This is a genomic window from Microcoleus sp. MON2_D5 (assembly GCF_036701905.1).
GTDB lineage: Bacteria > Cyanobacteriota > Cyanobacteriia > Cyanobacteriales > Microcoleaceae > Microcoleus.
The window spans coordinates 44,757-68,936 of sequence record NZ_JAUBRM010000018.1 but is presented as its reverse complement, the minus strand read 5'-3'; the positions used below and the strand labels follow the sequence as shown (position 1 = coordinate 68,936).

Sequence of the window (24,180 nt, the reverse complement as noted above, 5' to 3'; positions counted from 1 at the left end):
AGCGCATCTCTAAAATCGAGCCTTTACGGCTTTTTGTTAACAATCAAGGTTTCCAAAATGCCTTTAAACATTGTTACCACAATTTGGCGATCGTTATCTCTCACAAATATATCGTAATTGGGACTTGAGTTAATTTCAATTAACAAATATGCTCCGTTTTTATCTAGTGCTATGTCAAGCCCCGCATAATTAATCGCAATTTCCGCAAAAACAGGTTTAACAAAATCTTCAATCTCCGACATGAGATTTGGGTTAATTATATGTTTGGCTTTTGCACCTTCCCAGTGCAGCGGGCTTAAATTCCCCGCAAATTTAGCCTGAGATTTGTCTTTCTCGTACAGTAAAACTAGCTTTTCTTTGCAGAATACAGCCCGATATTCGCGGGCAATTCCGATGTATTCTTGAGCTAGGGCCACATAGTCATAATCTTTACTGTTGACGTTAAATATAATTTCTAGGGCTTCTTTAATTTGCTCTCTACTTTCACACAAAAAAACATTGTTGCCACCAGCACCGCGATTTCTTTTGAGAATCACCGGGAAAGCGAATTTTTTGTTTACTTCTAAAACTATTGATTCAATATCTGGGGAACTCAAATACTTTTTATACTTCTCCTCGCAGTAAGGCGAGACAAAACCGAGAGTTCTGGGAGTATTTATTTTGCCGTTTAATAGTTGATAGGTATATTCTTTGTCTTTAAAAATCTCTGCTACTGAGGCGCTGTTAAATGGCGTCATGTAATTGACAAAATAATATTCTTCGCCGCCCTGTTTGAGTCTAATCAAGTTTTGGGAAGGATGCAGGATTTCGTAAGGGATATTTAATTCCTCACAAGCTGCCAGCAGGATTTCAATATTGGTTAGCATAAAATGTAACTTAATTAGAAATTAATTTTAAAGATTTGAGATTAGAGAATCGCTTCCCAATCTCAAACCTCAAATTCGTTAGCGCAGCCCTCGAAGAGGATCGCACTTTTATCCGAACAACCGCTGCTGTCCGTTGGCCGCATCTTTCCCGGCATAAATCTCGCGCGTTCCCTTGGGAATGTAAATCCAATCGAATTCTTGCAAGCGGTTTGTCAAATTGGAAATGCTCACTCCCAACTCATCTCTCATTTTGTATAAATGCGACCACTTAGTTAAATCACGCCCCTGTCTTTTTTCCTCCAAAATACACCGAGGCATCAACAAACAGCTTGCAAAATATTGCGCTTGCCATTCGATCGACAAAACCTTATTATCAGCACTCGCACCCCGACAAACAAACGGTTCCTCGACATCCTGGGCGGTTTTTCCTTCATTGCCCAAGTTTAATTCCAACTGTTCCACAGTGCCGTCTGCTTCGTCTTGATTGACGTGTAGCACCCAGTGGCCGATTTCGTGGGCGATCGTCGATTCGATGAAGCCCGGCGGTTTTTCGAGAATCTGTTCATTGATTTCGATTAACCGCTGCTGCGGCAAAATCCTCGCCGCGATCGCACCTTCTTCATCCGGCTCAATGCACTCCCAAACTACGCCTAAATCCAGAAAATCAGCAACCGTTGTCGCATCAAAAGGCCATCTCGGAGCAAAATTTTGCGTTTTCTGCATCTGCATCAATATGTCATTTGCAAAACGCTCGATCGTTTCTTTGGGATAGAAGCAATACGGCTTAAAGATACTCACTATGAGGGGCCTCTCTTACGCTTCAAAAGACTGTTTGAGCCAATCTGGATTTTCTTGCATTCGCCGGAAAAGAGCCTGCATTTCCTTCGGATTCTGCTTCAGCAGCGCTTCGTACTGCTGCGGTAGTCTCCCCGCCAGGAAAATCAATTCCTCTTCATTTATGTCTAGATTTCGCGCTAATGCTCGGATTACGTCCTCTTTTGGCGCATAATCCGCTCGATCGTTCTCCAACTTAGACAAATAAGTAAAATCCACACTTAGCATAGCAGCTAGCTCACGTTGTGAGTAAGCTTTGTCCTTGCGAGCTTGACGGATCAGTCTTCCAAATGTTTGTTCCACGGTTTTTCGCCTCCTGACAAGCATTCTAGCCTGTTTTGATGAAAAGTTCAACAAAATACTTGACGGGAAAATCAACCCGCGCTACCATGAGGTTAGTTGACGGTTTAATCAACCTACTAAGCCTGACTGGTAGGGTTAAGGGTGCAAATTAGCCTAGCTCACACGCTACATATAGCGTCGTCAACTTTAGAGGAGTGAGAAGCGCTGGGCGTCAAAACGCTTGTACGCAGCAAATAAGGAGGAGCAGATAGCAAATGCTGAGAACCTGGACAGACACGCATTACAAGCTCGAAGACGATGACTGGCTATACATCGCCACCCACGAAGAACAAAGCTCAGCCTCACTGGTTTGTCCCGGCTACGCGCGGGATGGCGAAGGGTTCAGCATCCACTTCACCCCAGCGCACTTAGAAACGTTAGAGCATTTGCTCGCCGCGCTGCGGATTATCAAAGCTCAACAAGAGGCGGTGCTTGAGTATACCTATCCAGAACCAAAAGCGACAACACATCTGATTAGGTAATGGAAGTTCGGCCACGAGCAATGTACGAGATTTAACGGATTACCAATTACCAATTCCCCCTAAAGCAATAAAAAACTAAGGAAAAACGAACAATGACTAAAACACAAGAAAGACCTACATTTTCAGTATTTGGTGCCAAACCGAGCAATGCTTTGCTAGTACCCGAAATCCCGATCGCAGTACGTAACAATTGCCAGGCCGGCCAGTGGACGATCGGCGATACAGACTACGGTTCCAAGTGTTCCATGACAATCCTCAAATTCTCCAAATTCTTCGGTTCCCTCGGTCAAACTTCCCACACACTGTGGGGTCAACTGTGGTTTGTCGCAGAAACCGGCGAACTGCCGCAAGGAGTTGTCATGGTGACATACATCAAAAACCGCAGCTTGAACGATTTTAACCGTTTGGTAGCATCAGTTCAATCTCGCGGCGTAGAACCTGCCACCGGAATTTTTGTTCCAGAATTTGTCAAGCATTCCGGTCAGAAACCAGACGACAGCGGAGTTGTAAAACCGATTAACTACTACAGCTTGAAATGGTCTTGGATGGAGCGTAAAGACTGGGGAGTAATCGACCAAGCGGCAGCAGTTTTGTCAGATTCTAGCAATCAATCGCGGATGATTGACTTAGAAGGAACAAAAGCTATGGTGTGTTTAGATAACCTGCCGGCGCAGCAAGTTGCCTGCTTGATGGCCGCTCACGCTGGCGGTGAAAGCGATGCTATGGCTTTGAATTCCAACGGCGGTATGTCGCTACCGCCAGCGGAAGACAAATCAACTGCTGACTTGTTCTAATTCTGTGGTAAAGGCGCGATTAAATCGCGCCTTTACCATAACTGTTACAACGCATAGTGAAATGAAGAAATTAACGAATCTAAAAACCAAACCCAACCTGCAAGAAAGCCGTTTGAAAGAGAATCTTGAGCTCCTAGACCAAATTCGGGCAGACGCAGTTAATGACATCGAAAGTCTCACCGAAGACTTCCAACACATGACTTTAGTTGCCGAATCTGTCCAGCGGAATTACCGAGCTTTGTTAGCCGAAAATCAACTGCTAAAAGGCACACTTTTAAGTATAATTGATGAGTGCGGCTGCGGGCAAGGAAATCGGTGCGATCGCTGCTGGAAAATTCTCAAAATTCTAGGTATTGCCAATCCAGAAGAAAAACCCGACGCAGCCAGAAAGTACCGTTCCATTCTCAGCCAACTCCGCAACTTAGAATAACTGAAAACGTTTCAGTCACAAGTGTCGAAAAGCTATAATCAGGAGAAGCAAAAATTATGACAATAGCAACTGCCAAGGATAGCAAAGCCCAAATTTTGCAAAACTTTCAGCAGATTTTAGCCGACCACAAAAAGATCGAATCCAAAGTAGAAACCAAAGAACAGTCAGCCGAAAAAGCCAAAAATAAACAAGTCCTCGAAGTCGCTTCCACCTACACAATTGACAGCATCGTCAAAGGCTTGGCTGACTTGCAATTAGATTTCGGCAGCATCATCAGCGGAATTTCCGAAAAACTGAAGGCGGAATCTTCCAAATTAGACGAATTAAAACGCGCCATCGAAATTGAAGCCGAACAATTGCAAGAGTTGCAGCAAATCAGAGTTGTAGCAGACGCCCTCCACATTTTAACTCAAGAGCACCGAGAAAAACTGACCCTGCTCGAACAAAACAGCGCCAACCAGCGCGAACTTATCGAAAAAGATACGACCCAAAAACGCAAGGTTTGGGAAAAAGAAAAAGAAGAATTTGATGCAGCAGTTCAAGAAGAAACTGCACTCATAACTAAAGAGCGTCAGCAAGAAACAGCCGATTACCAATACGAATTACAGCGCACCCGCAAAATCGAAACCGACGAATACGAAGAAACGAAGCGCAAACTAGAACGGGACTTGCAGCAATCTACTCGCGAAAAAGATAAAAATTGGACACAGCGCGAAAAAGTCCTCAGCGACAATCAAGCGGAGTTTGAAGAGAATCAAAGAAAAGTCGCCGGATTTGAAGAAGAACTCAAAGAGGCTTATGTCAAAGCCAAAGAAGAAGCTATTCAAGAAGTTTCCCGCGAAGCTAAAGTCAAGGCAGATTTAGTGGAGAAAGAATGGGAAGGAAGCAAGCAGGGATATGAATTGAAAGTGCAATCACTACAGCAGACAATTGGGCGACAAACCGAACAAATCGCCGAAATCTCTGCACAATTGCAAGCCACGATGAAGCAAGCGCAAGACTTGGCAATGAAAGCTTTTGCTACCAAAGCTTAAGGTTTGTAGCTAAATTTTTGATAATAATCGGCGGTTGAAACCGCTCCTTGTCCAACAAAGTCCGCCGATGCGGACTAACAAAGTTAGGAGATGAAAGCGATGGCGAGAATGAATGACAAAAATACGAAGGCTGAAATATTAGAAGCTTATAAACAGTTGGAACAAGAAAAAAATGCACTGGATTCGCAACTGAAGCAGCTTAATAACGATAAATCTGTCAATATTTCTCAATCAGAAATCGCAGTCAAAGAACTAGCAATAGCGGAAGCAAGAAAAGCAATGGGTTTCACTGAAAGCAAACAAAAAATGCAGGGGACGATCGACAATTTAATCTTACTGCAATTTGGCTTCGGTGCTGCTGTCAGCGAACTGTCGGAAAAACTGACAACAGAAGCGTCTAAACTGGGGGAATTGCAGCGAACTGTCGGCGACGAAATCCAACAACTGCAAGAGTTGCATAGTTTAGAAGATGTTGCAGAAGATACGCTGGACAATTTAATCCAACAATACGAAGAAAGCGCCAAAACATTTAGTGCGGAACTCAGCGAACAGCGCGAAACTGTTGAACAGGAATTGTGGGAACGCCGGCAAGCTTGGGAAAAAGAGCAGGAACTGCAAAAGTTAGCCGTTAAAGAACGCAATGAGAACCACCAAAAAGCTCGCCAGCGGGATGAAGAGTTGTATGCTTACGATTTGAATCTTCAGCGAAATCTGGACATCGAGGAATACCAACAGCGCCAGAAAAGGCTGTATCAAGAAATCGAAGAGTTTCAGCAAGAACAGGAGAAACAGTGGGCGGAACGCGAAAAATCTATTTCGGAACGGGAAAAACTTTATGCTGAGGTGAAAGCGAAGGTAGAAGCTTTCCCGAAAGAACTGGAAGCTAATATCAAGAACGGGAAAGATAACGGTCGCAATATTGGCAATTATCAAGCTAAAGTTAAGGCTGATTTGTCTGCTAAAGATATCGAAGGGCAAAAGCAAAATTATGAACTGCAAATTCAAGGGATGTTGCAGACAATTCAAAATCAAGATGCGCGCCTTGCTAGCTTGTCGAAACAACTAGATTCTGCTTTGAAACAGGTTCAAGATTTGGCGGTGAAGGCGATTGAGGGAGCATCGAATTTGAGTTCTTTGCAAGCAGTGAGGGAAATTGCGATCGAACAAGCGAAGACTCAGCAGAAAAATAAGTAGATCGGACTCGGCGGTTGAAACCGCTGCATAGAGTCAAACGCAGTCTGCGGAGGCCGACTGGGAGAAGTAAGGTGCTCTTCGGCGCACCTTACGCTATTTTGAGAAAAAACTAGCTTTTCTTAGTGGAGTTTTCAAACTGTCCACTCGCTGCGAGTCTTGCTTGAGGCTCAAACCCTCTCTACAGCGTTGAAATATTTAGTAAAAAGCCCGATCGCACTGTTCACTTATCGAAACTGTCCCCTGCTCTCCTGACCGCTTCACTCACGCTATCTATTCTTTAAGTTAATGAACCAAAAGATATATTGGACTTAGAGGCACTATGCAGAAACAAATCCTACGCCAAAAAGATACTAATGCTTGGATACTTCAGTGCTGGCTTTCTTTTATTCTTGCCCTTTCCGCCACTACTGTAGGTATCATTTATTTACAGGTAGATCCCTGGCAAAAAGCTTTTATGGGTATGGGTTTAACTTTTTCAGTCGGCTCGTCTTTTACTTTAGCAAAAACCATTCGCGATAACAACGAGGCATCAACATTAACTGCCAGAATCGACGAAGCTAGAGTTGAGAAAATTCTCGCTGAGCACCATCCTCTCAAATAAATTTGACTATACAATGTATACAACAAACAGCCCGGGCGGGCTGTTTTTGTTGTTTGAGCCACAGGTTTCAAGCTGCGGATGGGAATTGGGGATTTCAATGGCTACCTTTGAACTTACGATCGCGCAACTTATTCTTTTGTCGCTGGCGAATACCGGCCTTAACTGTCGCCATATCCACCGGAAAACCAACGACAGGCATCACCTGATCCTTGCGTTCTTCTTCCAGATTCTTGAGTTCGGTGTAATCAACCCAGTGAATGCAATTCACCGGACAAGTGTCGATCGCCTCAGCAATCAACTCTTCAGAATCCCCGTCTTGTCGAACTACGCGCGATCGACCGTAATCCGGTTCAATATAAAAAGTATTGCGAGCAACGTGAGCGCAATGCTTGCAGCCAATGCAGGTAATCTCATCAACATAGACACCTTTTTGGCGCAACACGCCACCCAATTCCGGTTCCAAACCAGAGCGATCGGGCGCATCCCGCAAAAATCCTCCCAACTCCGGCTCTAAACCAGAGCGATCGCTTGCTGTATCTATTCCGAGTCCAGAAAGCTGAGACATTTAGACCCCCACAATAGTAAATAAGTCCGCGAAAGCGGACTTTGATGACACAAGATTGCAAAAATCTCGAAAAATTATTAAGCGCACCAGCGTTGCACCACCAAGCGGATCGAACCGTCTTGATTTTGCTTTTGCTCAGAAATTTGGAAACCCTGCTTAGCGCTTTCATTCACCACAGTATGGTAAGCGTAGCGCTGAGTCACCTTATTCAGAAAACGGTCTACAGACCAAGCTTGCTGCCAAAACTGCAAGTCAGCCACTAATTCATACTCAGTCCCGTTCCAGCTAAAACCTACGTCGTAGCCGTTTTTTTGCTCAATCACGACCTCAGCGGTGCTGGTTAGGCCGCGATAGCCGCGCACCTCAGTCGGGCCCGACTTCCAGTCGATACCCAAGTCAGTTAAAGCAGCTTCCAAAGAATTCAAATTGCGGATCTGGGTCTTAATTTGGCTAAAATGTGACATGGTGGTTCCAAAAAAACTTAAGTGAACTCAACAAAAAAATTACCAATCGCTAAAAGCCACTTGGGCCGTCGCTTCGGCTGACTGATGCAGCGCTTGCGTGAAATATTCAGATGTTGACTCTTGGTGAAGCACCACGCCGAGCTGAGCTTCAATTGCAGCCGTTACCTCAGCACAGGAAGCACCGACAATGCCGGTGACCGTTTCCTGTACGCGGCCATCTGGATAGATCACAAACTCTAGTGTTTCCATAATGCGGGCTGACTGAATAGGAATATTGAGAACAGACACCGACACCAGCAAGCCAGGGACGATGCCTCCTGAAGTAGCTTCTTGAGAGTTGGCTGACTGACAAAGCGCTATATCAATTTTGACGAATTGATAGGTTTTGAGTCACAACTTAACAGAACTTATTAATAGGTAGAAGCAATACATCAGTTGTATGTAAAGTTTCGCGTAGATCGTGACATCAGTCAAGTCATACATGAGTCGCGAATATTCGCAAGGGCTATTTGGGAGGGATCGGGAGGGAAGAGCGATCGCGGAGGGTGGGTATGTAAGTTAAGTGCGGTGGGAACCGAGGTACTTAACTTACATAAAGCTAAGGTAATTGACATTTGTCTGGATGATTGTGGGGATCGCCCAACAGCGAGAGGCAAATGCGGCTCAAATCAAGTCTTTGACGGAAGGGTTGCGATCGCGCTAACATCAGAAGTCGATCAGAAGCGCCTTCAGTAACTTCTGGTCGTGGTGAAGCATCGTCTGTTGGCTTTTTAACCTGAAGTTCCCAGCAGGAGGGAACTTCAGGTTAAAGTTTCTTAGCAGTGATACAAACCATTCCATTAATCATCTCGTTCTGAAGTACCTGTAAACCTATTTCAGATAGCCGATCGCACAACCAATTTTTATTGAGCCGCAGTTTTTGGTAAGAACTGGCACTGAATGACCACCGATCGCCCTGTTTTTGATAGAGTAAGTCGTGGACTGCTACGCTGTTTTCCTGATACTCCAAGAAACAAGTGAGGATTGTAAATTCATCACTTTGTACAGGAATAAAACGCTGAGTTCCATGAAGCTCTGCTGAGACATAATCGCGGAAAGTTAAAATCAACATCCCATTCTCAATCAGCCAGCGCTCAATGTCCAAAATTAATGAATCGACAGCACTCAATGATTCTAGGTGTGTAAGTGTGTCGCCCATGCAAACAATGAGCTGCGCCTGTTCCTGAATATGTTGCGAGAAATTAAGCAGATCGTCGTGAATGGTACGGATGGAAAGATGTTTAGCGCGATCGCGTAACTCTGAAAGTAGGGCATCACAGAAATCTATAGCTACTACCGAAAAGCCTAATTTCGCTAAAGGAATAGATTGAAATCCTGAGCCTGCACCTAAATCAATGGCTAATCCTCGCGGTACGGAGTCGAGCCCCAATTGACAAAAAAGAGCGTGATTTCGTTCGATCGCTGCTTCAGGATTTCCCGACATCCAACTGTAAACTGCAGCAAGTTGCTGGTTATAGTGGTCTTGTGCTTTGTTCATTATTATGCTAAGTTCGATGACTCCTTGAAAAGGAGCAAAGTCATTCAACCCGATGGAAACTAAACCACCACTGCCACATTTTACGCGGGAAACTGCTAAAACTAAAGTTCAAATCGCAGAAGATGACTGGAATAGTCGCGATCCAAAACGAGTAGCTTTAGCTTACACCGGAGATTCACCGTGGCGTAACCCTGCCTACTTTTTCAGTGGAAGGTAACAAATCAAGGCTTTCCTAAAACGAAAGTTGGCAAAAGAACTAGACTACTGTTTTAAAAATGAAGTGTGGAGTTTTACAAAGAAGCTGATTTCTGTGCGCTTTGAATAGCAGTCGCACGAGGGTCAGAGTGCGGATTTGTTCATTGAAATAATCCCAAAATATCGAAGGAAGAGGGAAAGGGGAAGAGCTGAAAGGGTGACAAAAATGGCTACAATACAGTTCTGCTCAGCTTTGCCGCCCTTTTACATCGTTGATAATTTGACCGTTTATTGGGGTGTAAACTACTATATTCTCTAACTTATTCTTGACAAATATCCATAAAACTTACCCAATTTTTCGCCCACATACCCACTTGAAATGTACTGTGCGAACGATAAATACGTTTGGCTTGTTTTCGACGAGCTACATATTTTTGCGCTCCCTATCTTTTGACTAATTTTCCTTCAATAATTCTCGCTGTATAAGCGATGCTTACTAACAAGATTAAGGTCAATAGCCTGGGTTCTGATACTTTTGCATCTTCAATGTTATAGCTACCGCTTTTATAATGTCTAAACATTTCTTCTATATCAAATCTTTGTTTATAAGCGCTTATAGCCGCTTTTAAGGTTTTCAACTTAGTTAATATAAACCATCCTTCTTTGACTGTGACTCCGCGATATTTTCCTTTCCATTTACAAGCGACATTAGCTTTAAATCTTTTAAATTTTGCTGGCGGGCTGACAACCCCGCCCAAAAGCCAGACAGGGCAAAGATTTGACTCACCTGTGTTAAAAAAAGATAGGTCAAGCTAAAGTTACACTCGACCTATGCCAAAAATATGTTACCTAGATTCTATCAGACTCACTTCCAAAGAGAACTAACCCCCTCTCAATTTTTAGTTCTAGAAATAGTGCTCAATCTCTTAACATCAGAAAAACAGGTGAGATTAGAACGACTTGCTCGCGTATTTCCGTACCCCATTACCACGCTCAAGTCGTCGCCGCAAGTTACAAAGATTTTTAGATTTACCCCAGCTTACCTTAACCTGTCTGTGGTTTCCGCTAATTACCTATTGGTTGACAAATTATTGCCAACCCGGACAGAAATTATGGATCGCGATCGATCGCAGCCAATGGGGATGTATCAATCTGTTTATGGTTAGTCTGATATGTCCGCGAAGAGCAATCCCGTTATCTTGGTCCCTGTTACCAAAACGAGGTAGCAGTAATATCAATGAGCAGAGCGCCGTCATCTCAACTATTTTACCCTTATTTAAAGATTATCAGCTCTTGGTACTAGGCGATGCCTGAATTCTGTTCAGTAGATTTGGCCAACTGGCTGAGAGAGCAAGATGTGTATTTTTGCTTACGACTCAAACGAAATCATTGTATCGAAACCGAAAATATGCTGCAGGCTACGGTTAGATGAGTTAGGGATCACGCCCGGAACATCTCTATACTTTCAAGGTGTAAAAGTTAGAAATACTAAGCCACTGGAAGGATTTGATGTTGCCTGCAAATGGAAAAGGAATTATCAAGGATGGACAGTTAACGAGGCGTGGTTTATTCTAACTAACTTAGGTAGTTTACCGGAAGCTATCGCTGCTTATAAGCAACGGATGGGAATTGAGGCAATGTTCCGTAATTGTAAAACAGAAGGCTATAATTTAGAGGGTACAGGGTTAATAGAAGACCGATTAATTAAAATTTTTTTTGATTATAATTGCCTATACTCGTGACCTTATTGAAGGTACGATAGTCACAATAAAGCCTTTAAAAAAGTAACTTTTTTGCATCAATAAACCCCAAAAAACTTATCGCAGACGCAGTACATTCGGGAGTGGCAATGATAGCCAACAGTGGGTTAATTATCTTGAAAAATATGCTGAACCTGTGGAAGAGTTAATGAAGTTAACTCGTAATAAGCGTCACTTTTATCAAAAAGGTCTCAGGACTAGAACTTTGCTCACGCAAGGTTTATAGCTATATTGGTCACCCCCAGGATCGCAGCACTTGCCCTTAATTTGATGAATCCTAACCGTTTAAGACATTGGTTCGCTCATTGCTGCTACTGTACCTCATAGCATGGTAAAGTGCTGTAAATTCCGTGAGATCGCGGATGGCAGTGCTGCAGAAATAGGGGAAACTGATAGATAGGTTAAATAAAAATGAGCGAAATAAACAAGGTCGCTGGCAGTTTCAGAAGCTCTGAATCTAAGGCTGTATCTACCCCTAAACTCGCTTTTGGAGGGCGCAATATGTTGGCTTCTTTAAGGGAAACGGCTCGATCCTCGGAATACGCAAATTCCCCATCCAAAAGCTTTGTATTCAAGGACTCCAGCATCAATGAAGGTAGATATTTTGTTTCCATAATTTTGGCTGGGGAATCTGACTGCATCGAGAAAATTACCTCGGCACTTCAAAAATCGGCCTCTATCCTTATAAAGGTTGACAAAGTTCGCACAACTTCTGGCGGCAGCTCGGGCTAACTGCAATTAGGCTCTGTTATCCTCAGTTCAGATTACCTCGACCCATACAAAAGTTAACTGCCAAAATCGCACAGTTATCAAATAAGCTTGATGAGATAGCTCCGGGGCGTATCTACCAATAATGCCCTTAATGGAGTCTCCAATATGAGTTCTACATTCGCTCAGCTTAACTCGCAATCTTCTTTTAAAGAACGACCGCGGCGCTCCTTAGTCTTCATTGACTCCGGCGTGGAAGATTACGAGTCAATTGCCGCGGGAGTGCTGCCGGGACAGCAGGTAGTAATACTCGATCGCACCAAAAACGGCATCGAACAAATCAGCTCTGAAATCGAACAATACGCCTCTACTAACGGGGCTATTGACTCGGTTCACATTATTTCTCACGGCAGTTCCGGCAGCCTGCAACTTGGCAATACTGCTCTGGGTTCACATAACATAGAGCAATACAAAAGCCAGTTGGAAAAGTGGCAAACTTCACTAGCCCCACAAGCAGACATCATGCTGTACGGCTGCGATGTAGCAGACGGTACAGGTGCTAATTTCGCCGATCGCTTCAGTCAATTAACTGGGGCCGACGTTGCCGCTTCCACCAACACAACCGGCAGCGGCGGCGACTGGAATTTAGAATTTGCTAGGGGTCAAGTTGAATCTCCCTTAGCCTTACAGCCAGAGGCTATGGCAAGTTACCGAGGCGATTTAGCTACAATCGTAGTAGCCAACAATAGCGATAGCGGGCCCGGTTCATTAAGGGCTGCGATCGCCACCGCTGTTGCAGGAGATACAATTACCTTCGCTCCAGGTTTAGCCTCCCAAACTATTACCCTCACCAGCGGTCAACTCGATATTCCCGCTGGCAAAAACATCACCGTTGACGGCGGCGCAGCACCCGGTTTAACCATCAGCGGCAACAATACTTCGCGGGTAATCCGCACCGGAGGTTCGACCAATGTTACTCTAAAAAACCTGATTGTTGCCAACGGCAAAGTTTCTGGAACCGATCCGAATAATGAGGCAACTAGCGCCGGTGGTGGCATTCAAACGGGAGGTAGCAGCACTTTAACTTTAGAAAATTGCCAAGTCAATAATAATGTTGCCGGTTTTGGTGGCGGCATTCACACGGGTTTTCGCAGTACGACCAATGTAATTAACAGCAAGTTTAGCGGCAATGACGGTTCTTTAGCAGACAATACCGAACGCGGTGGCGGTGCGATCGCAACCAAAAGCGGCGGTGTTCTCACTATCAGAGATAGCGAATTTACCAACAACAAAGGCAGCTACGGCGGAGCTGTTAATAACCTGTTGGGCAGCATGACGATCGAAAACTCTAAATTTATCGGCAACCGCACAGATAAAGGCGTTGGCGGGGCAGTTTACGTCGATGGCGCTAATGCTTCGGGCCCCAATGCAACCCCCGGCCCTGTTGCCGGAACTATTGCTATTCGCAAGAGCGTTTTTGACGGCAATATCGGCTCGGGAGAAGGAGGCGCAGCCTTTTTGTTTGGTTATCTCCAAGATAAAGTGGTTTTGGAAAATAGCACTTTTATTAATAACCAAGCCGTAAAGAATTCATCAGGTACTGGAGGCTCCGGCGGCGGCGTCCGCCACGGCAATGTCGATTTGACAGTGACAAACTGCACGTTCGCTAACAATAAAGCTGAAGATAACGGCGGCGGTTTGTGGTTGGGAGAAAATGGAAATGTCAGCATTGTCAACAGTACCTTTTCCGGCAACAGTGCTGCTAAGCAGGGCGGGGGAATGGTTGTTGGCAACAGAGATTCTTTTTCGACTAATATCGTCAATTCGACTTTTGCTAAAAATACCGCTGGGGAATATTCGGGAGGTATTGCTACTTTTAACGATGCTGTGAAATCGCCAATTACGGTCAAGAATTCGATTTTTGATAGGAATACCGCAAGTAATCCTTTTAAAAATAGGCAGCACACTGGACGGGAGCTAATTGATGGGGGAAACAATCTTCAATTCCCCGCTAAACTGACCGTGGGAGATCCTAATGATAGTAATGTTACGGCAAATGTGACGATCGCAGACCCCTTACTCGGCTCTTTGCAAAATATTAACGGCGCTTTTGTGCTGCCCCTGCTAGCAGGAAGTCCGGCAATTGATACCGGTACTGGTGTGGGCGCGCCGGCTGCGGATCAGCGCGGTATGAGCCGCCCTCAAGATGGTGATAATAACGGAAGCGCGATCGTTGATATTGGCGCTTACGAATTTAACCCTACAGTTACGCCGCCTCTTACTGGTTCCTTGGGTCAAACCAATAATTACAGCAGTGTCAGTGACCTGATCGCACAATGGCCGAATGCCGCCCAGAATCAAGGCATCAAACTGTCTGGGATAGCTTTTGACGGCGTGGAAACTGACTATCTTAACCCGAATGTCATCAGCAACCTCACCTTAGCAAGCAACGAAAACCCTAAAAGCTGGTTGAGCTACGGCAGTACCGGCGGTATTGGTGTCCCATCCTCTTATGATGGTTGGTTCACCGACGCCAATAAAATTCGGGCGGAAATCAACCATAACCCCAACACCAATCAATCTCAGACGCTGAAGGTGAAATGGGCAGATAACCAAGACATCACTAGCACAACGATCGACCTCAGTGGATTGAGTCCCAAAACAAGTCCTGGTTTGGGCGATCAAGGCAATGAAGTTGGTTTCCTGCAAATCTTTAATAATGGGGCTCGGGTACCGGCCACCAATTTTAAGATCGCTCGCCTCAACGCTCCGAGCGCTCCAAAACCCATTACTGTGTCTTCAGATGGAGTGACTGTAATTGGCGATCGCACCGATGCCAGTTTCAAATTCCAGATAGTAGGAGACTCTCTGAGTGGCGCTACTTTTGACGAACTGCGGTTCTCCACCAAACCCTACGATAGCCCTACCGCTGCCTACGCCGCCACCTCCTTCAAAAGCGATGGTTCCGATTACCTAGTGCGGCACATTGAATATCAAGGGATTTCTAATGCTGTGTCTCCGACTTTCTTCTCTTACGGTTCGTCTCCCGATCCTATTATTGATGGTGGTTCTGGAGTTGTTACGATTAATCGGACTGGCGATATTTCGGTTTCGGCTTCGGTGGACTATTTGATTGTTGCCCCTGGTGGTGGTCAACCTGTGAACAACGTAGACTACAACATTAGTCCCTTTGCTGTGAATCCTTCAGGAGGCACGGTGAACTTTAATCCCGGTCAAACTAGCGTTAGTCTGACGATTAACAATCTACCTGGTTTGACTGGTGGGGTGGTGAATTTGGGCTTTGGCTCAGGTTCGATCGGCGCTCCGGCATCGACTGCAATTACTCTGCTTTAAGGCTGTTAGTAGGGCGAGTAATCCTTGCTCTACTAATATGTTCCGCAAGCAATTAAATGCTTTGGTAGTGATGCACAGTAATGGTTTAATATTAAATCAACATAACTTTTCGAGTTAAAAGTATGGACTGTCTTAATTGTCAAAACGATTTTTCTAAATGGAAATAGTTATTACAGGAAACAGCGATTTAAGTGTAAAAATTGTAGTCGTCAGGAAGATTGAAAATCCTCCATATAAGCAGAGTCCACTTCTAAACTCAATATTTGAGCGGCTGATTTTAGAAAAAATTTATTGAGCCGGAATTGCTAGAGCTACGGGGTTATCCATTCGATATTTTAAGAATTATGTAAATAAAAAGTATGCCGAAAAATCTGGGAAAAATTTTGTGATGAAAAAACCTAAAGGTTCATTGACTTTACAGGTAGATGAAATGTGGTCAATTGTCAAAACAAGCGAAAAAAGCAATGGCTCTGGATAGCTTTCGATCGAAATACCCGTAAGATTGTTGGACTTTATATTGAAGATCGCTCAAAAAAATCTGCGTCCATGCTCGGGCAATCTTTACCTCCTGTCGAGAGACAATGTGCTGTTTGTTATACTGATTTTTGGGAATATTATTCAAAAGTGCTACCTTTTAAAAGACATCGACCTGTAGGTAAAAAATCGGGAAAAACCAGTCAAATTGAAAGACTTAATAATACTTTACGGCAGCGAATTTATCGTTTGGTTCGTAAAACCTTGTCTTTGTCAAAAAAACTGCTTTCACCATATTGTGGCAATTTTTAACTCTGGATCTAACTATAATTTTTTCATAAGAAAACGATATCCTTACTGTGCATGACTACCAACGCTAGTTTATGTAGAGAGCCAAAAGCTTGATTATCATTACTATGCAGGACTACCAAAATACTATTGATTATTTTGCCAAACTATAACTGAAAAAAGCTGCAACATGGTTCAGACCTTCGCGGTATCGCCCTCGAAGGCGTTCCAGAGGAACAGGTTAACCCCACCCCGGAAATGGCGACAATTTTGGGTCAAGCCTTTGTGAGTTGGCTGGTGCAAAAAGTCAATAAATCAGTCGCAGAATTAACGATCGCGATCGGGCGCGACAGCCGCCTATCCGGGCCAATCTTAATGCAGCCAGTCATAGCGGGTATCACCTCAGTCTGCAGCCCAGGCTACGACTTTGAAATGGCTTGAACTCCCGCCAAAAGTTTGAGCATACCTGAATAATTTTTAGAGGAGGCACAGTATGGCTCAAATACTGTGCTTGCTGCGTAAGTCCTGAATATTGCTATTTCCTTGCCGCAGCATTGGATCTGGGATCTAAAGCGTCTCGCAGCCCGTCGCCCAAAAGATTGAAACCCAGAACAGTCAAGGTAATCAGCAAACCGGGAAACAAAATAGTCCAAGGAGACGAAAGAGCGTATCCGCCCTTAAAAGCATCAGAAAGCATCGTCCCCAACTCAGGAACCGGCGGCTGTGCGCCCAAACCCAAAAAACCCAAACCGGCAGCTTCTAGTGTCGCCGTACCAGTCGAAAGAGTTGCTTGTACAACTAGAGGCGCGAGACTTCCCGGCAAAATGTGGCGAAAAATAATCCGCAAGTCGCTGGCGCCCAAGGCCTTGACAGCTAAAACAAATTCTTGTTCCCGCAGAGACAGCACCATACTGCGAGTTAAGCGGATGTAAATCGGAATTTGCACGAGGCTGACAGCGATAATTACACTTTGCAGGCTCGGCCCGGTGACAGTAACAACGCCGATCGCCAGTAAAATCGAAGGAAAAGCTAGCAAAATATCGGCCAAAGTGCCGATCGCCATTTCCAGAAACCCCCGAAAATACCCGGCCACCAGCCCCAAAAGCGCTCCCACAATTAAACCCGCACCCACAGAAACCAGGCTGACGACTAAAGAGATCCCCAATCCGTGCCACACCCGCACCAACAAATCTCGCCCCAAACCGTCGGTGCCAAACCAATGTTTAGCGCTAGGAGCCACCAAGCGCGACAAATAATCTCGATCGACCGCCGGATCGTAAGGAGAAAGTAGGGGGGCCAACAGTGCCGAGAGCATCAGCGCTACAGTCAAAATTAAGCCGATTTTCCCCGAAGTTGATCGCCAAAATCGTTGAAAAGCTGGTTGTGGAAATACTAAGTTTTTATTCAATCTTCGATTTTCCATCGAATGCTGTCACCAAAAAACAGAGGACTTGGGCAACTATTAGGATAAATTAACGATCGCGATCGCAGAAATACGTTAACAAGACTTCTTCCGGGAGACCAAAAACTCGGTGCGTCCATTACCGTCCACATCCAATTGCATTTTTCGCGCCAAATGGCGAATGCCTGAGTCCTTCCTTAAAGACCCTTTAAGATATAGAGAACAAGATAAATTTAAAAGCGCAATGACCTCCACCCTACTCAAATCCTCCTCCCGATCGCCCCTCAACGCCCCAACAATCCGCCATTTCCCCAACGGCCTCACCGTTATAGCCGAACACTTGCCGGTCGATGCTGTTAACCTCAGCGTGTGGCTCAATTTAGGCTCAGCCGTCGAACCAGACGACATTAACGGTATGGCTCACTTTTTAGAACACATGATTTTTAAGGGAACTCCGAGCATTCCCAGTGGCGAATTTGAGCGCGCGATCGAACAGCGCGGCGCTGTCACCAATGCTGCCACCAGCCAAGACTACACTAACTACTACATCACCACAGCCCCTAAAGATTTTGCCGAACTAGCTCCCCTGCAAGTCGATGTGTTGCTCAACGCCAGCATTCCCGACGACGCCTTCGATCGAGAACGGCTGGTAGTGTTAGAAGAAATTAGACGATCGGAAGACAATCCCCGCCGCCGTACCTATCAGCGATCGATGGAATTAGCATTTGAAGTCCTGCCCTACAAGCGACCGGTACTCGGCCCGACTGCGGTAATCGAACAGTTGACAGCCCAACAAATGCGGGATTTCCACAGCAGCAGATATCAGCCAGGGGCCATGACAGCCGTAGCTGTAGGCAATTTGCCAGTCGATCGACTAATAGAAATTGTCGCAGACAGTTTTGCAGCAAAAAGTACAGCACAACACAACAAAATAAATGTGCCTGCTGTCGGCAACTTTCACCCAGAATCCCAAACCCTGAACTACGGCCAAGAATCGCCGTTTACAGAAACAGTCCGCCGCGAATTTGTAGACTCTGCCCTTCAGCAAGCCCGACTGATCCTGATGTGGCGAGTGCCAGGTTTCATGGAAATGTCCGAAACTTATGCCCTCGACGTTTTGGCGACAATATTGGGTCACGGCCGCACAACTCGCTTGGTTCAGGATTTGCGCGAAGAAAAAGGGCTAGTTTCGTCAATTTCGGTCAGCAACATGACTCAGCGACTTGGCGGTGTATTCTCGATTTCCGCTCAACTAGCGACAGAAAACTTGGCAGCAGTGGAAGCTGCGATCGTCGAACACATCCGCACTCTCCAAACCGAACTGGTGACAGATGCCGAAATTTCCCGCATCCGCACTCAAGTAGCAAATCGGTTTATCTTTGGTAACGAAACTCCGAGCGATCGAGCAAGTTTGTACGGTTACTATCAGTCGATGGTAGGAGATATCGCTCCCGCCCTCAACTATGCCGCCTGCATCCAAGCTCAGACTGCTGAGGATCTCCGAGAAGCCGCCGTCAAATATCTCTCTCCCGACGCGATGGGTGTTGTGGTAATTCGCCCCGACGAAGCATAAATCTGACTTCGCCTCAACAGGGCAATTCTCCCATCCCTATGCTTTTGAGCCATCCAACGGCATTCGGCATTCGGCAGAAACAATGTCAACGCGCACGAGGGATTTTTAGTCAATAGTGCGTGAAATTCGATCGACCCGCGCCTTGAAGGTTTTGTATCAAATAATTAATATGAAGCCTTTAAGGTACGGGCGATCGGCAAAATTACCGTAATTTTATGAGACGAGAAACTGGGAATTATTGACGAGTCAGCAATTTAGTCTAGGGAAACCGGATCGATCGGCGATCGTAATTCTAAAATCTAAAATCTAAAATCTAAAATCTAAAATCTATTGCTCGGCAAAATTACCGTAATTTTATGAGACGATAAATTGGGAATTATGGACGAGCAAGCAATTTAGTCTAGGGAAACCGGATCGATCGGCGAGCGTAATTCTAAAACCTAAAATCTAGAATCTAAAATCGATTGACAGGGGCACGCAAGCATGAAATTACAAAACTTTCTCAACTCAAAAATTAGGTACGATGCCAAAGCAATTGCTGCAGACGACGAACTCAGTGGTCAAATTCAAAGCCGCCTCATTGACCTGGGTTTACTGAAGCCTCCCGTAGACGGAATTTTTGGCCCTCTCTCTACCGCCACCCTCCACCGATTTCAAACTCTGATGAAGTGCGGCGAACCGGGTTTTTTGGGAGCAGTCACAGCCAAAAAGCTGATTGAAACCAAACCAGAGGAGATTCCCACACATCCCCTGATCCTGAAAACGCTCAGAGACACCATTTTTAAATCAAAACCGCTGGCGTCTTCTCAACTTCACGACTCGGAAAAACAAGTAATACCAGCCGGAAAAGAGTTTGAGATTCTGGCTTTTGCTCCGGCTCGCGGTCACATCAGAGTTGCTCTCCGCAACGAGTCTTTCAAAGGTTCAGGAATTTGGTATGTTTTTGGAGCACACGCTCAAATTACTCAAGAGAGCGTTCTGTTTTTTCCCAAACCGAATCCCCCAACTGTCAGGCTCGGCATTCCTTACCGATCGCAACTGGATAACTTGAATAATCCTACAGGTTCTTGCAATGTAACTTCATTAGCGATGTGTATGGACTTTTTGAAAGTGCCACGGCGCAAACAAAGCGGGCAATATGAAGACGAACTCTACGAATATGCGATCGCCAAAGGTTATAGTCGCTGGGACCCCTACGATTTAGCAAAGATTGTTAAAGATTACGGCGCTCAAGATTTCTTTACCGAGAATGCAACTATTGATGACGTTCAAGATTGGCTCGCCACTGGAAATCCCGCTGTCATCCACGGATACTTCACGTCTTTCGGTCACATTATAGTTGCCTCAGGCTACGACAGCGAGGGATTCTTCGTCCACGATCCCTATGGTGAGTGGTTCCGAAGTGGCTACGATACAAGTGTCAGCGGTGCTTACTTGCATTATACTTACCGCTTAATCCGCAGCCTCTGTATGCCTGACGGGAATTTTTGGGTTCATTTTATCTCTAAGTAATTGGGAATTGGGAATTGGGAATCGGGAATTGGTAATTGGCATTGTTACTACTGACTAATGATACTAAACCCGGGGTTATTAACTTCTTTATCACTAAGCTTGTGAAACGGCTAGCAACGCGAGAACACAAACGAAGTTCCTCTCTAAAAGACTAAGAGATAAAGAAAGTATTTAACCCGCATTTGATATAACAACAGTCAACAGTCAACAGTCAACTAACTATTAATTTTCATACTCAAATCGAGCCAAGTCGATCGGGTAATCGGAGCACTGGTAGAAATATAGTCAACTCCGGTTTCCGCTACACTTCTAATTGTTTCTAAAGTAACATTGCCGGAAGCTTCAATTTTTACCCGCTCGCTCTTTTCGCGAATTATTGCCACAGCCTGCCGCATCAAATCCAAGGACATATTATCTAACATGATAATATCGGCTTTGTGCTGCAAAGCTGTCTCTACTTCAGCCAGAGTTTCGGTTTCGACTTCGATCGTCAGCGGATAGGGGATAGAATTGCGAATTAGGGCGATCGCCTCTGCAATGCCGCCAGCCGCCGCAATGTGATTGTCTTTAATCATCACCGCGTCATCTAATCCCATCCGGTGATTGCAAGCACCGCCGACTTGAGTTGCGTATTTTTCCAACAATCTCAATCCGGGCGTTGTCTTGCGCGTATCCACTAATTGCACGGGCAAATCGGCAATTTTGTCAACATATTTTTGAGTTAAAGTAGCGATGCCACTCAAACGCATTGCCAAGTTTAATGCTACTCTTTCTCCGGTTAGCAGCGCATCGAAATTGCCGGAAATCTCGGCAATTACTTCTCCTTTTTCGCACAGTTTCCCTTCCGGTACTTGGGGGAGGAAACTGAGGCTGCTGTCTAAAAGTTTAAATGTGCGATCGGCAATTGGCAATCCGGCAATGACTCCAGCTTCTTTGACAATCCATTTAGCAGTACCCTGGATGCTGTTTGCGGGAAATAAGGCCGATGTTGTGCGATCGCCCCTACCGATATCTTCTAGTAGCCAGTTGTGCAATAGGGAGTCTAAAACTATCCAAGGCGGTAATATTGCTGTCATGTTTTTGTCAGTTGTTATATCAAGATCATATCTACTAGGAAGAATAGTCGATCGGGAGATTTTAGGCAAGTTGCACAATTATGATGGTGTTAGTGCGATCGGGATTTGGGTAGAGCGAGGGCGATCGGGCTAGATCATGGGGTATTCTGTTGCTGACATTGGGTGTTGGTGCTTTAATGGAATAGATAGGGCGATCGCGAGTAGAAACCATGATACAGCCAGTCATTTTAGAAAAATTAGCAGAACTCCCTGAGTCTCTTCAGACAGAAGTGCTTCATTATATTGAGTTTTTGCTCGAAAAGCAGGCTAAAAACTCAACTCAAGAAAAGCCGACAAAGCGAGGCGGACTTGGAATTTGGAAAGATAAAATCTGGATGTCAGATGATTTTGATGAACCTCTCGAAGACTTAAAGGATTAACTCTGCTTGACGAGCTTGTTATAGTAGAAGTATTGTCTAAAATGACAACAGTGTAAATGGTAACGCAATGATGTCCTTCGATTTGAATATCCCTCGAACTACAGGTGAACTACTCAATCTCACTATCAACGTGGGACAAAACCTTTTTATTATGGGTGCTAACGGTAGCGGCAAGTCCAGCCTGATGCAACGGGTATATAGCTCTTATTTTGGTAATGCGCGATGGATATCGGCGCATCGCCAAACTTGGTTTTCTTCCAACACAATGGATTTATCGTCTCAGCAAAAGCGAGACTATGAAAACGGTATGCGAAGTGGAGACACCAATCTATATGCACGCTGGAAAGACGATTATGCTAGCCAACGTGCAAGTATTTCGATTTATGACCTCATTGACGCTGAGAACGTACGTGCTCGCTCAATTGCTGGTGCAGTCGATAGCCAGAAGATGGAGTATGCAAAAACTCTTTCCAAAGAAGATGCTCCTATAAAGATTATCAACGAGCTTCTACGTCTTTCAAATATTCCTATTGAGATATCTGTCGGTGAAAACGATCAGGTAGTTGCAAGCAAATGTGGAGGTACTCCTTACAGCGTTGCGGAGCTTTCAGACGGCGAACGTAATGCCTTGCTAATCGCAGCGAACGTGTTAACCGTTAAGAGTGATACTTTAGTGCTAATTGATGAGCCTGAGCGCCACCTTCATCGCTCCATCATTTCACCACTGCTGACACATTTGTTCTCTAAGCGAGATGATTGTGCATTCATCGTATCTACACATGATGTGATGCTGCCCCTCGACAATCCGAGCGCACGTACATTGCTCATTCGGGGCTGCACCTACGCGGGATCTTCTGTAAGTGGTTGGGAGGCAGATATTGTTCCCCCCGAAACTGAGATTGATGATGACATCAAGAAGGATATCCTTGGTGCGCGTAGAAAGATTCTATTTATCGAAGGCACTGAGAACAGCCTTGATAAGCCACTTTACAGTCTAGTGTTTCCAAATGTCTCCATTATTGCCAAATCAAGCTGTCGAGATGTCGAACATACCGTTTCTAGCATCCGGGACTCTACCAACCTTCACTGGGTTCATGCTTTGGGCATTGTTGATAATGATCGGCGACCAGAAGCTGACATTAATCGGCTTAACGAGAAGGGCATATATGCCCTTCCGGTCTTCTCAGTTGAGTCGATATATTACCATCCACATATTCAAGGCCTTATTGCACAACGCCAAGCAGATATTATTGGAGGCGATGCTTCCACATACCTTGAGAATGCTAAAACTGCTGCAATGAGAAAAATCAATGAAGGTATTCAATCTCTGAGTATTAAAACTGCTGAAAAAGCAATTCGTGAGAAGTATTTTCGCAATACGCCTAAGAAAGAAGACATTAAGAATCGTATACCAGTAAATGTTTCTATCGATGTTAATGAGTTTGTAAACCAAGAGTTAGAGCGGCTAGGTAATGCACTTAATAGTGGGGATTTTACACAACTAATTTCACAATACCCAGTTCGGGAAACCGGGGCTTTAACTAACATTGCAAAGGAGCTTAAATTCCAAAAACGTGAAGATTATGAGGGGGCTGTACGAAAACTCTTAATGGAGAACACAGAGGCTTTAAATTTTGTGAAATCTCTCTTTGGTACGCTAGCTTATGACATTGAGGCAGTATAATTGCGTACAGTCATTTATGTAAAAATTAGAGGGTTTTACCCTAACCCTAACTTCTCTCACACATCCTTTATTGTTATGATTGTATTAAAATAAAAACGACTGGAATGGGCAATAATTATGATGAGTATTCGTGATATTACGATCGCCAAATTGCAGCAACTTCCCGAATCATTCTTGCCAGAAGTCAGGGACTTCATCGACTTTGTGATGCACAAGCACCACAATAGAATAGCTTAACCCAAACTCCCAGACGATATTGCTAAAGCTTGGGCAAAATGGTTCGAGGAGGTCGATCGCTTGGAAGTAAGGACTAATGAGCCGGATAGCGAATTTAAGCTACAGTAAAAGCTATACCAGTTCATCTAACTCAAGACTAGCCGGAGACTTTACGGTGGGCAACTAGCGCTGAAGGGAATTTTGCACGAAATTTGAGCGGGTGGAATTCTGATAGTTGTGCTAATTTAGAATGCAAAAAAGATGTTCGGCGTTTGGGGGTAACTTTGGAAGTGGCGGCGTGGCCAGCTACTTCGGGGTTCTGCACGATTTAGGTAGAACCTTTAGAAAAGCGTAAATTCAAGACGTAAACCCTGTA

26 protein-coding genes and 3 pseudogenes are annotated in these 24,180 nt (G+C 44.8%); 17 read left to right on the top strand and 12 right to left on the bottom strand.

What is annotated here, in order from left to right:
- Positions 1–23: 23 nt before the first annotated feature.
- From QUA47_RS09110 to QUA47_RS09100, 3 genes are all read right to left on the bottom strand, one after another.
- The gene (locus QUA47_RS09110) at positions 24–866 is read right to left on the bottom strand and encodes an alpha-L-glutamate ligase (RefSeq protein ID WP_333430508.1); all 843 of its coding nucleotides are present in this window, start codon (positions 864–866) and stop codon (positions 24–26) included.
- Positions 867–974: 108 nt separating this feature from the next.
- A complete protein-coding gene (locus QUA47_RS09105; RefSeq protein WP_333430507.1) occupies positions 975–1,664 on the bottom strand; it encodes an ImmA/IrrE family metallo-endopeptidase in 690 nt (229 codons plus the stop codon).
- Between the two features lie 15 nt (positions 1,665–1,679).
- Positions 1,680–2,003, bottom strand: a complete 324-nt coding sequence (locus QUA47_RS09100) for a helix-turn-helix domain-containing protein (protein WP_172189318.1) — start codon at positions 2,001–2,003, stop codon at positions 1,680–1,682.
- Between the two features lie 254 nt (positions 2,004–2,257).
- On the opposite strand from QUA47_RS09100, the gene QUA47_RS09095 reads away from it, so the two are divergent.
- From QUA47_RS09095 to QUA47_RS09070, 6 genes are all read left to right on the top strand, one after another.
- On the top strand, positions 2,258–2,524 hold the full coding sequence (locus tag QUA47_RS09095; protein ID WP_190662273.1) for a hypothetical protein: 267 nt from the start codon (positions 2,258–2,260) through the stop codon (positions 2,522–2,524).
- Between the two features lie 92 nt (positions 2,525–2,616).
- Entirely contained in the window at positions 2,617–3,318 is a 702-nt protein-coding gene (locus tag QUA47_RS09090; RefSeq protein WP_333430506.1) for a hypothetical protein, read from the top strand.
- Positions 3,319–3,379: 61 nt separating this feature from the next.
- Complete coding sequence (locus QUA47_RS09085) at positions 3,380–3,748, top strand: hypothetical protein (protein ID WP_333430505.1); 369 nt, start codon at positions 3,380–3,382, stop codon at positions 3,746–3,748.
- Positions 3,749–3,804: 56 nt separating this feature from the next.
- The gene (locus tag QUA47_RS09080) at positions 3,805–4,782 is read left to right on the top strand and encodes a hypothetical protein (protein ID WP_333430504.1); all 978 of its coding nucleotides are present in this window, start codon (positions 3,805–3,807) and stop codon (positions 4,780–4,782) included.
- Positions 4,783–4,881: 99 nt separating this feature from the next.
- Positions 4,882–5,976, top strand: coding sequence for a hypothetical protein (locus tag QUA47_RS09075; protein WP_333430503.1), 1,095 nt, complete (start codon positions 4,882–4,884; stop codon positions 5,974–5,976).
- Positions 5,977–6,295: 319 nt separating this feature from the next.
- Positions 6,296–6,577 carry a YiaA/YiaB family inner membrane protein gene (locus QUA47_RS09070; protein WP_333430502.1) on the top strand — a complete coding sequence of 94 codons (282 nt, stop codon included), beginning with the start codon at positions 6,296–6,298 and terminating at the stop codon, positions 6,575–6,577.
- 94 nt (positions 6,578–6,671) lie between these two features.
- Here QUA47_RS09070 and QUA47_RS09065 read toward each other — a convergent pair whose 3' ends face one another.
- From QUA47_RS09065 to QUA47_RS09050, 4 genes are all read right to left on the bottom strand, one after another.
- On the bottom strand, positions 6,672–7,142 hold the full coding sequence (locus QUA47_RS09065; RefSeq protein ID WP_333430501.1) for a ferredoxin: 471 nt from the start codon (positions 7,140–7,142) through the stop codon (positions 6,672–6,674).
- Between the two features lie 77 nt (positions 7,143–7,219).
- Complete coding sequence (locus tag QUA47_RS09060; RefSeq protein ID WP_006634895.1) at positions 7,220–7,606, bottom strand: DUF1257 domain-containing protein; 387 nt, start codon at positions 7,604–7,606, stop codon at positions 7,220–7,222.
- Between the two features lie 39 nt (positions 7,607–7,645).
- Positions 7,646–7,855 (bottom strand): DUF2997 domain-containing protein, encoded by a 210-nt coding sequence (locus tag QUA47_RS09055; RefSeq protein WP_015176940.1) that lies wholly within the window; start codon positions 7,853–7,855, stop codon positions 7,646–7,648.
- Between the two features lie 556 nt (positions 7,856–8,411).
- The gene (locus tag QUA47_RS09050) at positions 8,412–9,143 is read right to left on the bottom strand and encodes a class I SAM-dependent methyltransferase (RefSeq protein WP_333430500.1); all 732 of its coding nucleotides are present in this window, start codon (positions 9,141–9,143) and stop codon (positions 8,412–8,414) included.
- 52 nt (positions 9,144–9,195) lie between these two features.
- Between QUA47_RS09050 and QUA47_RS09045 the strand changes: the two are divergent.
- A pseudogene (locus QUA47_RS09045) lies at positions 9,196–9,468 on the top strand (DUF1348 family protein).
- Positions 9,469–9,781: 313 nt separating this feature from the next.
- Here QUA47_RS09045 and QUA47_RS09040 read toward each other — a convergent pair.
- Positions 9,782–10,096: a hypothetical protein gene (locus QUA47_RS09040; protein ID WP_333430499.1), complete on the bottom strand. Its 315-nt coding sequence runs from the start codon at positions 10,094–10,096 to the stop codon at positions 9,782–9,784.
- Positions 10,097–10,180: 84 nt separating this feature from the next.
- On the opposite strand from QUA47_RS09040, the gene QUA47_RS09035 reads away from it, so the two are divergent.
- Positions 10,181–10,504, top strand: a complete 324-nt coding sequence (locus QUA47_RS09035) for a hypothetical protein (protein WP_333430498.1) — start codon at positions 10,181–10,183, stop codon at positions 10,502–10,504.
- 189 nt (positions 10,505–10,693) lie between these two features.
- Positions 10,694–11,080 carry a hypothetical protein gene (locus QUA47_RS09030; RefSeq protein WP_333430497.1) on the top strand — a complete coding sequence of 129 codons (387 nt, stop codon included), beginning with the start codon at positions 10,694–10,696 and terminating at the stop codon, positions 11,078–11,080.
- Positions 11,081–11,499: 419 nt separating this feature from the next.
- Here the strand turns inward: QUA47_RS09030 and QUA47_RS09025 are convergent, their stop codons facing one another.
- On the bottom strand, positions 11,500–11,739 hold the full coding sequence (locus QUA47_RS09025; protein WP_333430496.1) for a hypothetical protein: 240 nt from the start codon (positions 11,737–11,739) through the stop codon (positions 11,500–11,502).
- 235 nt (positions 11,740–11,974) lie between these two features.
- Between QUA47_RS09025 and QUA47_RS09020 the strand changes: the two genes are divergently transcribed.
- From QUA47_RS09020 to QUA47_RS09010, 3 genes and pseudogenes are all read left to right on the top strand, one after another.
- Entirely contained in the window at positions 11,975–15,160 is a 3,186-nt protein-coding gene (locus QUA47_RS09020) for a DUF4347 domain-containing protein (RefSeq protein ID WP_333430495.1), read from the top strand.
- A gap of 122 nt (positions 15,161–15,282) precedes the next feature.
- Positions 15,283–16,001, top strand: a pseudogene (locus tag QUA47_RS09015) (IS1 family transposase).
- 104 nt (positions 16,002–16,105) lie between these two features.
- Complete coding sequence (locus QUA47_RS09010) at positions 16,106–16,363, top strand: hypothetical protein (RefSeq protein WP_333430520.1); 258 nt, start codon at positions 16,106–16,108, stop codon at positions 16,361–16,363.
- Between the two features lie 94 nt (positions 16,364–16,457).
- On the opposite strand, the gene QUA47_RS09005 is transcribed toward QUA47_RS09010, so the two are convergent.
- Positions 16,458–17,330 (bottom strand): ABC transporter permease, encoded by an 873-nt coding sequence (locus tag QUA47_RS09005; protein WP_333430494.1) that lies wholly within the window; start codon positions 17,328–17,330, stop codon positions 16,458–16,460.
- Between the two features lie 238 nt (positions 17,331–17,568).
- Between QUA47_RS09005 and QUA47_RS09000 the strand changes: the two genes are divergently transcribed.
- Together QUA47_RS09000 and QUA47_RS08995 are read left to right on the top strand one after the other, a co-directional pair.
- Positions 17,569–18,897: a pitrilysin family protein gene (locus QUA47_RS09000; protein ID WP_333430493.1), complete on the top strand. Its 1,329-nt coding sequence runs from the start codon at positions 17,569–17,571 to the stop codon at positions 18,895–18,897.
- 483 nt (positions 18,898–19,380) lie between these two features.
- Positions 19,381–20,409 carry a C39 family peptidase gene (locus QUA47_RS08995; protein ID WP_333430492.1) on the top strand — a complete coding sequence of 343 codons (1,029 nt, stop codon included), beginning with the start codon at positions 19,381–19,383 and terminating at the stop codon, positions 20,407–20,409.
- A 215-nt stretch (positions 20,410–20,624) separates the two neighbouring features.
- Here QUA47_RS08995 and nadC read toward each other — a convergent pair whose 3' ends face one another.
- Positions 20,625–21,485, bottom strand: coding sequence for a carboxylating nicotinate-nucleotide diphosphorylase (gene nadC, locus QUA47_RS08990; RefSeq protein WP_333430491.1), 861 nt, complete (start codon positions 21,483–21,485; stop codon positions 20,625–20,627).
- A 61-nt stretch (positions 21,486–21,546) separates the two neighbouring features.
- On the bottom strand, positions 21,547–21,696 hold the full coding sequence (locus tag QUA47_RS08985; RefSeq protein WP_333430490.1) for a hypothetical protein: 150 nt from the start codon (positions 21,694–21,696) through the stop codon (positions 21,547–21,549).
- Between QUA47_RS08985 and vapB the strand changes: the two genes are divergently transcribed.
- From vapB to QUA47_RS30960, 3 genes and pseudogenes are all read left to right on the top strand, one after another.
- Positions 21,695–21,904 carry a type II toxin-antitoxin system VapB family antitoxin gene (gene vapB / locus QUA47_RS08980; RefSeq protein WP_333430489.1) on the top strand — a complete coding sequence of 70 codons (210 nt, stop codon included), beginning with the start codon at positions 21,695–21,697 and terminating at the stop codon, positions 21,902–21,904. The two genes, QUA47_RS08985 and vapB, sit on opposite strands and share 2 nt — an antisense overlap.
- Before the next feature lie 67 nt (positions 21,905–21,971).
- A complete protein-coding gene (locus QUA47_RS08975) occupies positions 21,972–23,588 on the top strand; it encodes an AAA family ATPase (RefSeq protein ID WP_333430488.1) in 1,617 nt (538 codons plus the stop codon).
- Positions 23,589–23,980: 392 nt separating this feature from the next.
- Positions 23,981–24,136: pseudogene (locus QUA47_RS30960) on the top strand (DUF6753 family protein); the annotation flags it as partial.
- Between the last annotated feature and the right edge of the window lie 44 nt (positions 24,137–24,180).

What these genes read in the sequence shown, in the direction of transcription:
- QUA47_RS09110 (WP_333430508.1), bottom strand. Translation starts at nt 866, where the DNA reads ATGCTAACCAATATTGAAATCCTGCTGGCAGCTTGTGAGGAATTAAAT.
- QUA47_RS09095 (WP_190662273.1), top strand. Translation starts at nt 2,258, where the DNA reads ATGCTGAGAACCTGGACAGACACGCATTACAAGCTCGAAGACGATGAC.
- QUA47_RS09090 (WP_333430506.1), top strand. Translation starts at nt 2,617, where the DNA reads ATGACTAAAACACAAGAAAGACCTACATTTTCAGTATTTGGTGCCAAA.
- QUA47_RS09085 (WP_333430505.1), top strand. Translation starts at nt 3,380, where the DNA reads ATGAAGAAATTAACGAATCTAAAAACCAAACCCAACCTGCAAGAAAGC.
- QUA47_RS09080 (WP_333430504.1), top strand. Translation starts at nt 3,805, where the DNA reads ATGACAATAGCAACTGCCAAGGATAGCAAAGCCCAAATTTTGCAAAAC.
- QUA47_RS09075 (WP_333430503.1), top strand. Translation starts at nt 4,882, where the DNA reads ATGGCGAGAATGAATGACAAAAATACGAAGGCTGAAATATTAGAAGCT.
- QUA47_RS09070 (WP_333430502.1), top strand. Translation starts at nt 6,296, where the DNA reads ATGCAGAAACAAATCCTACGCCAAAAAGATACTAATGCTTGGATACTT.
- QUA47_RS09065 (WP_333430501.1), bottom strand. Translation starts at nt 7,142, where the DNA reads ATGTCTCAGCTTTCTGGACTCGGAATAGATACAGCAAGCGATCGCTCT.
- QUA47_RS09060 (WP_006634895.1), bottom strand. Translation starts at nt 7,606, where the DNA reads ATGTCACATTTTAGCCAAATTAAGACCCAGATCCGCAATTTGAATTCT.
- QUA47_RS09055 (WP_015176940.1), bottom strand. Translation starts at nt 7,855, where the DNA reads ATGGAAACACTAGAGTTTGTGATCTATCCAGATGGCCGCGTACAGGAA.
- QUA47_RS09050 (WP_333430500.1), bottom strand. Translation starts at nt 9,143, where the DNA reads ATGAACAAAGCACAAGACCACTATAACCAGCAACTTGCTGCAGTTTAC.
- QUA47_RS09035 (WP_333430498.1), top strand. Translation starts at nt 10,181, where the DNA reads ATGTTACCTAGATTCTATCAGACTCACTTCCAAAGAGAACTAACCCCC.
- QUA47_RS09030 (WP_333430497.1), top strand. Translation starts at nt 10,694, where the DNA reads ATGTGTATTTTTGCTTACGACTCAAACGAAATCATTGTATCGAAACCG.
- QUA47_RS09025 (WP_333430496.1), bottom strand. Translation starts at nt 11,739, where the DNA reads ATGCAGTCAGATTCCCCAGCCAAAATTATGGAAACAAAATATCTACCT.
- QUA47_RS09020 (WP_333430495.1), top strand. Translation starts at nt 11,975, where the DNA reads ATGAGTTCTACATTCGCTCAGCTTAACTCGCAATCTTCTTTTAAAGAA.
- QUA47_RS09000 (WP_333430493.1), top strand. Translation starts at nt 17,569, where the DNA reads ATGACCTCCACCCTACTCAAATCCTCCTCCCGATCGCCCCTCAACGCC.
- QUA47_RS08995 (WP_333430492.1), top strand. Translation starts at nt 19,381, where the DNA reads ATGAAATTACAAAACTTTCTCAACTCAAAAATTAGGTACGATGCCAAA.
- nadC (WP_333430491.1), bottom strand. Translation starts at nt 21,485, where the DNA reads ATGACAGCAATATTACCGCCTTGGATAGTTTTAGACTCCCTATTGCAC.
- vapB (WP_333430489.1), top strand. Translation starts at nt 21,695, where the DNA reads ATGATACAGCCAGTCATTTTAGAAAAATTAGCAGAACTCCCTGAGTCT.
- QUA47_RS08985 (WP_333430490.1), bottom strand. Translation starts at nt 21,696, where the DNA reads ATGGTTTCTACTCGCGATCGCCCTATCTATTCCATTAAAGCACCAACA.
- QUA47_RS08975 (WP_333430488.1), top strand. Translation starts at nt 21,972, where the DNA reads ATGATGTCCTTCGATTTGAATATCCCTCGAACTACAGGTGAACTACTC.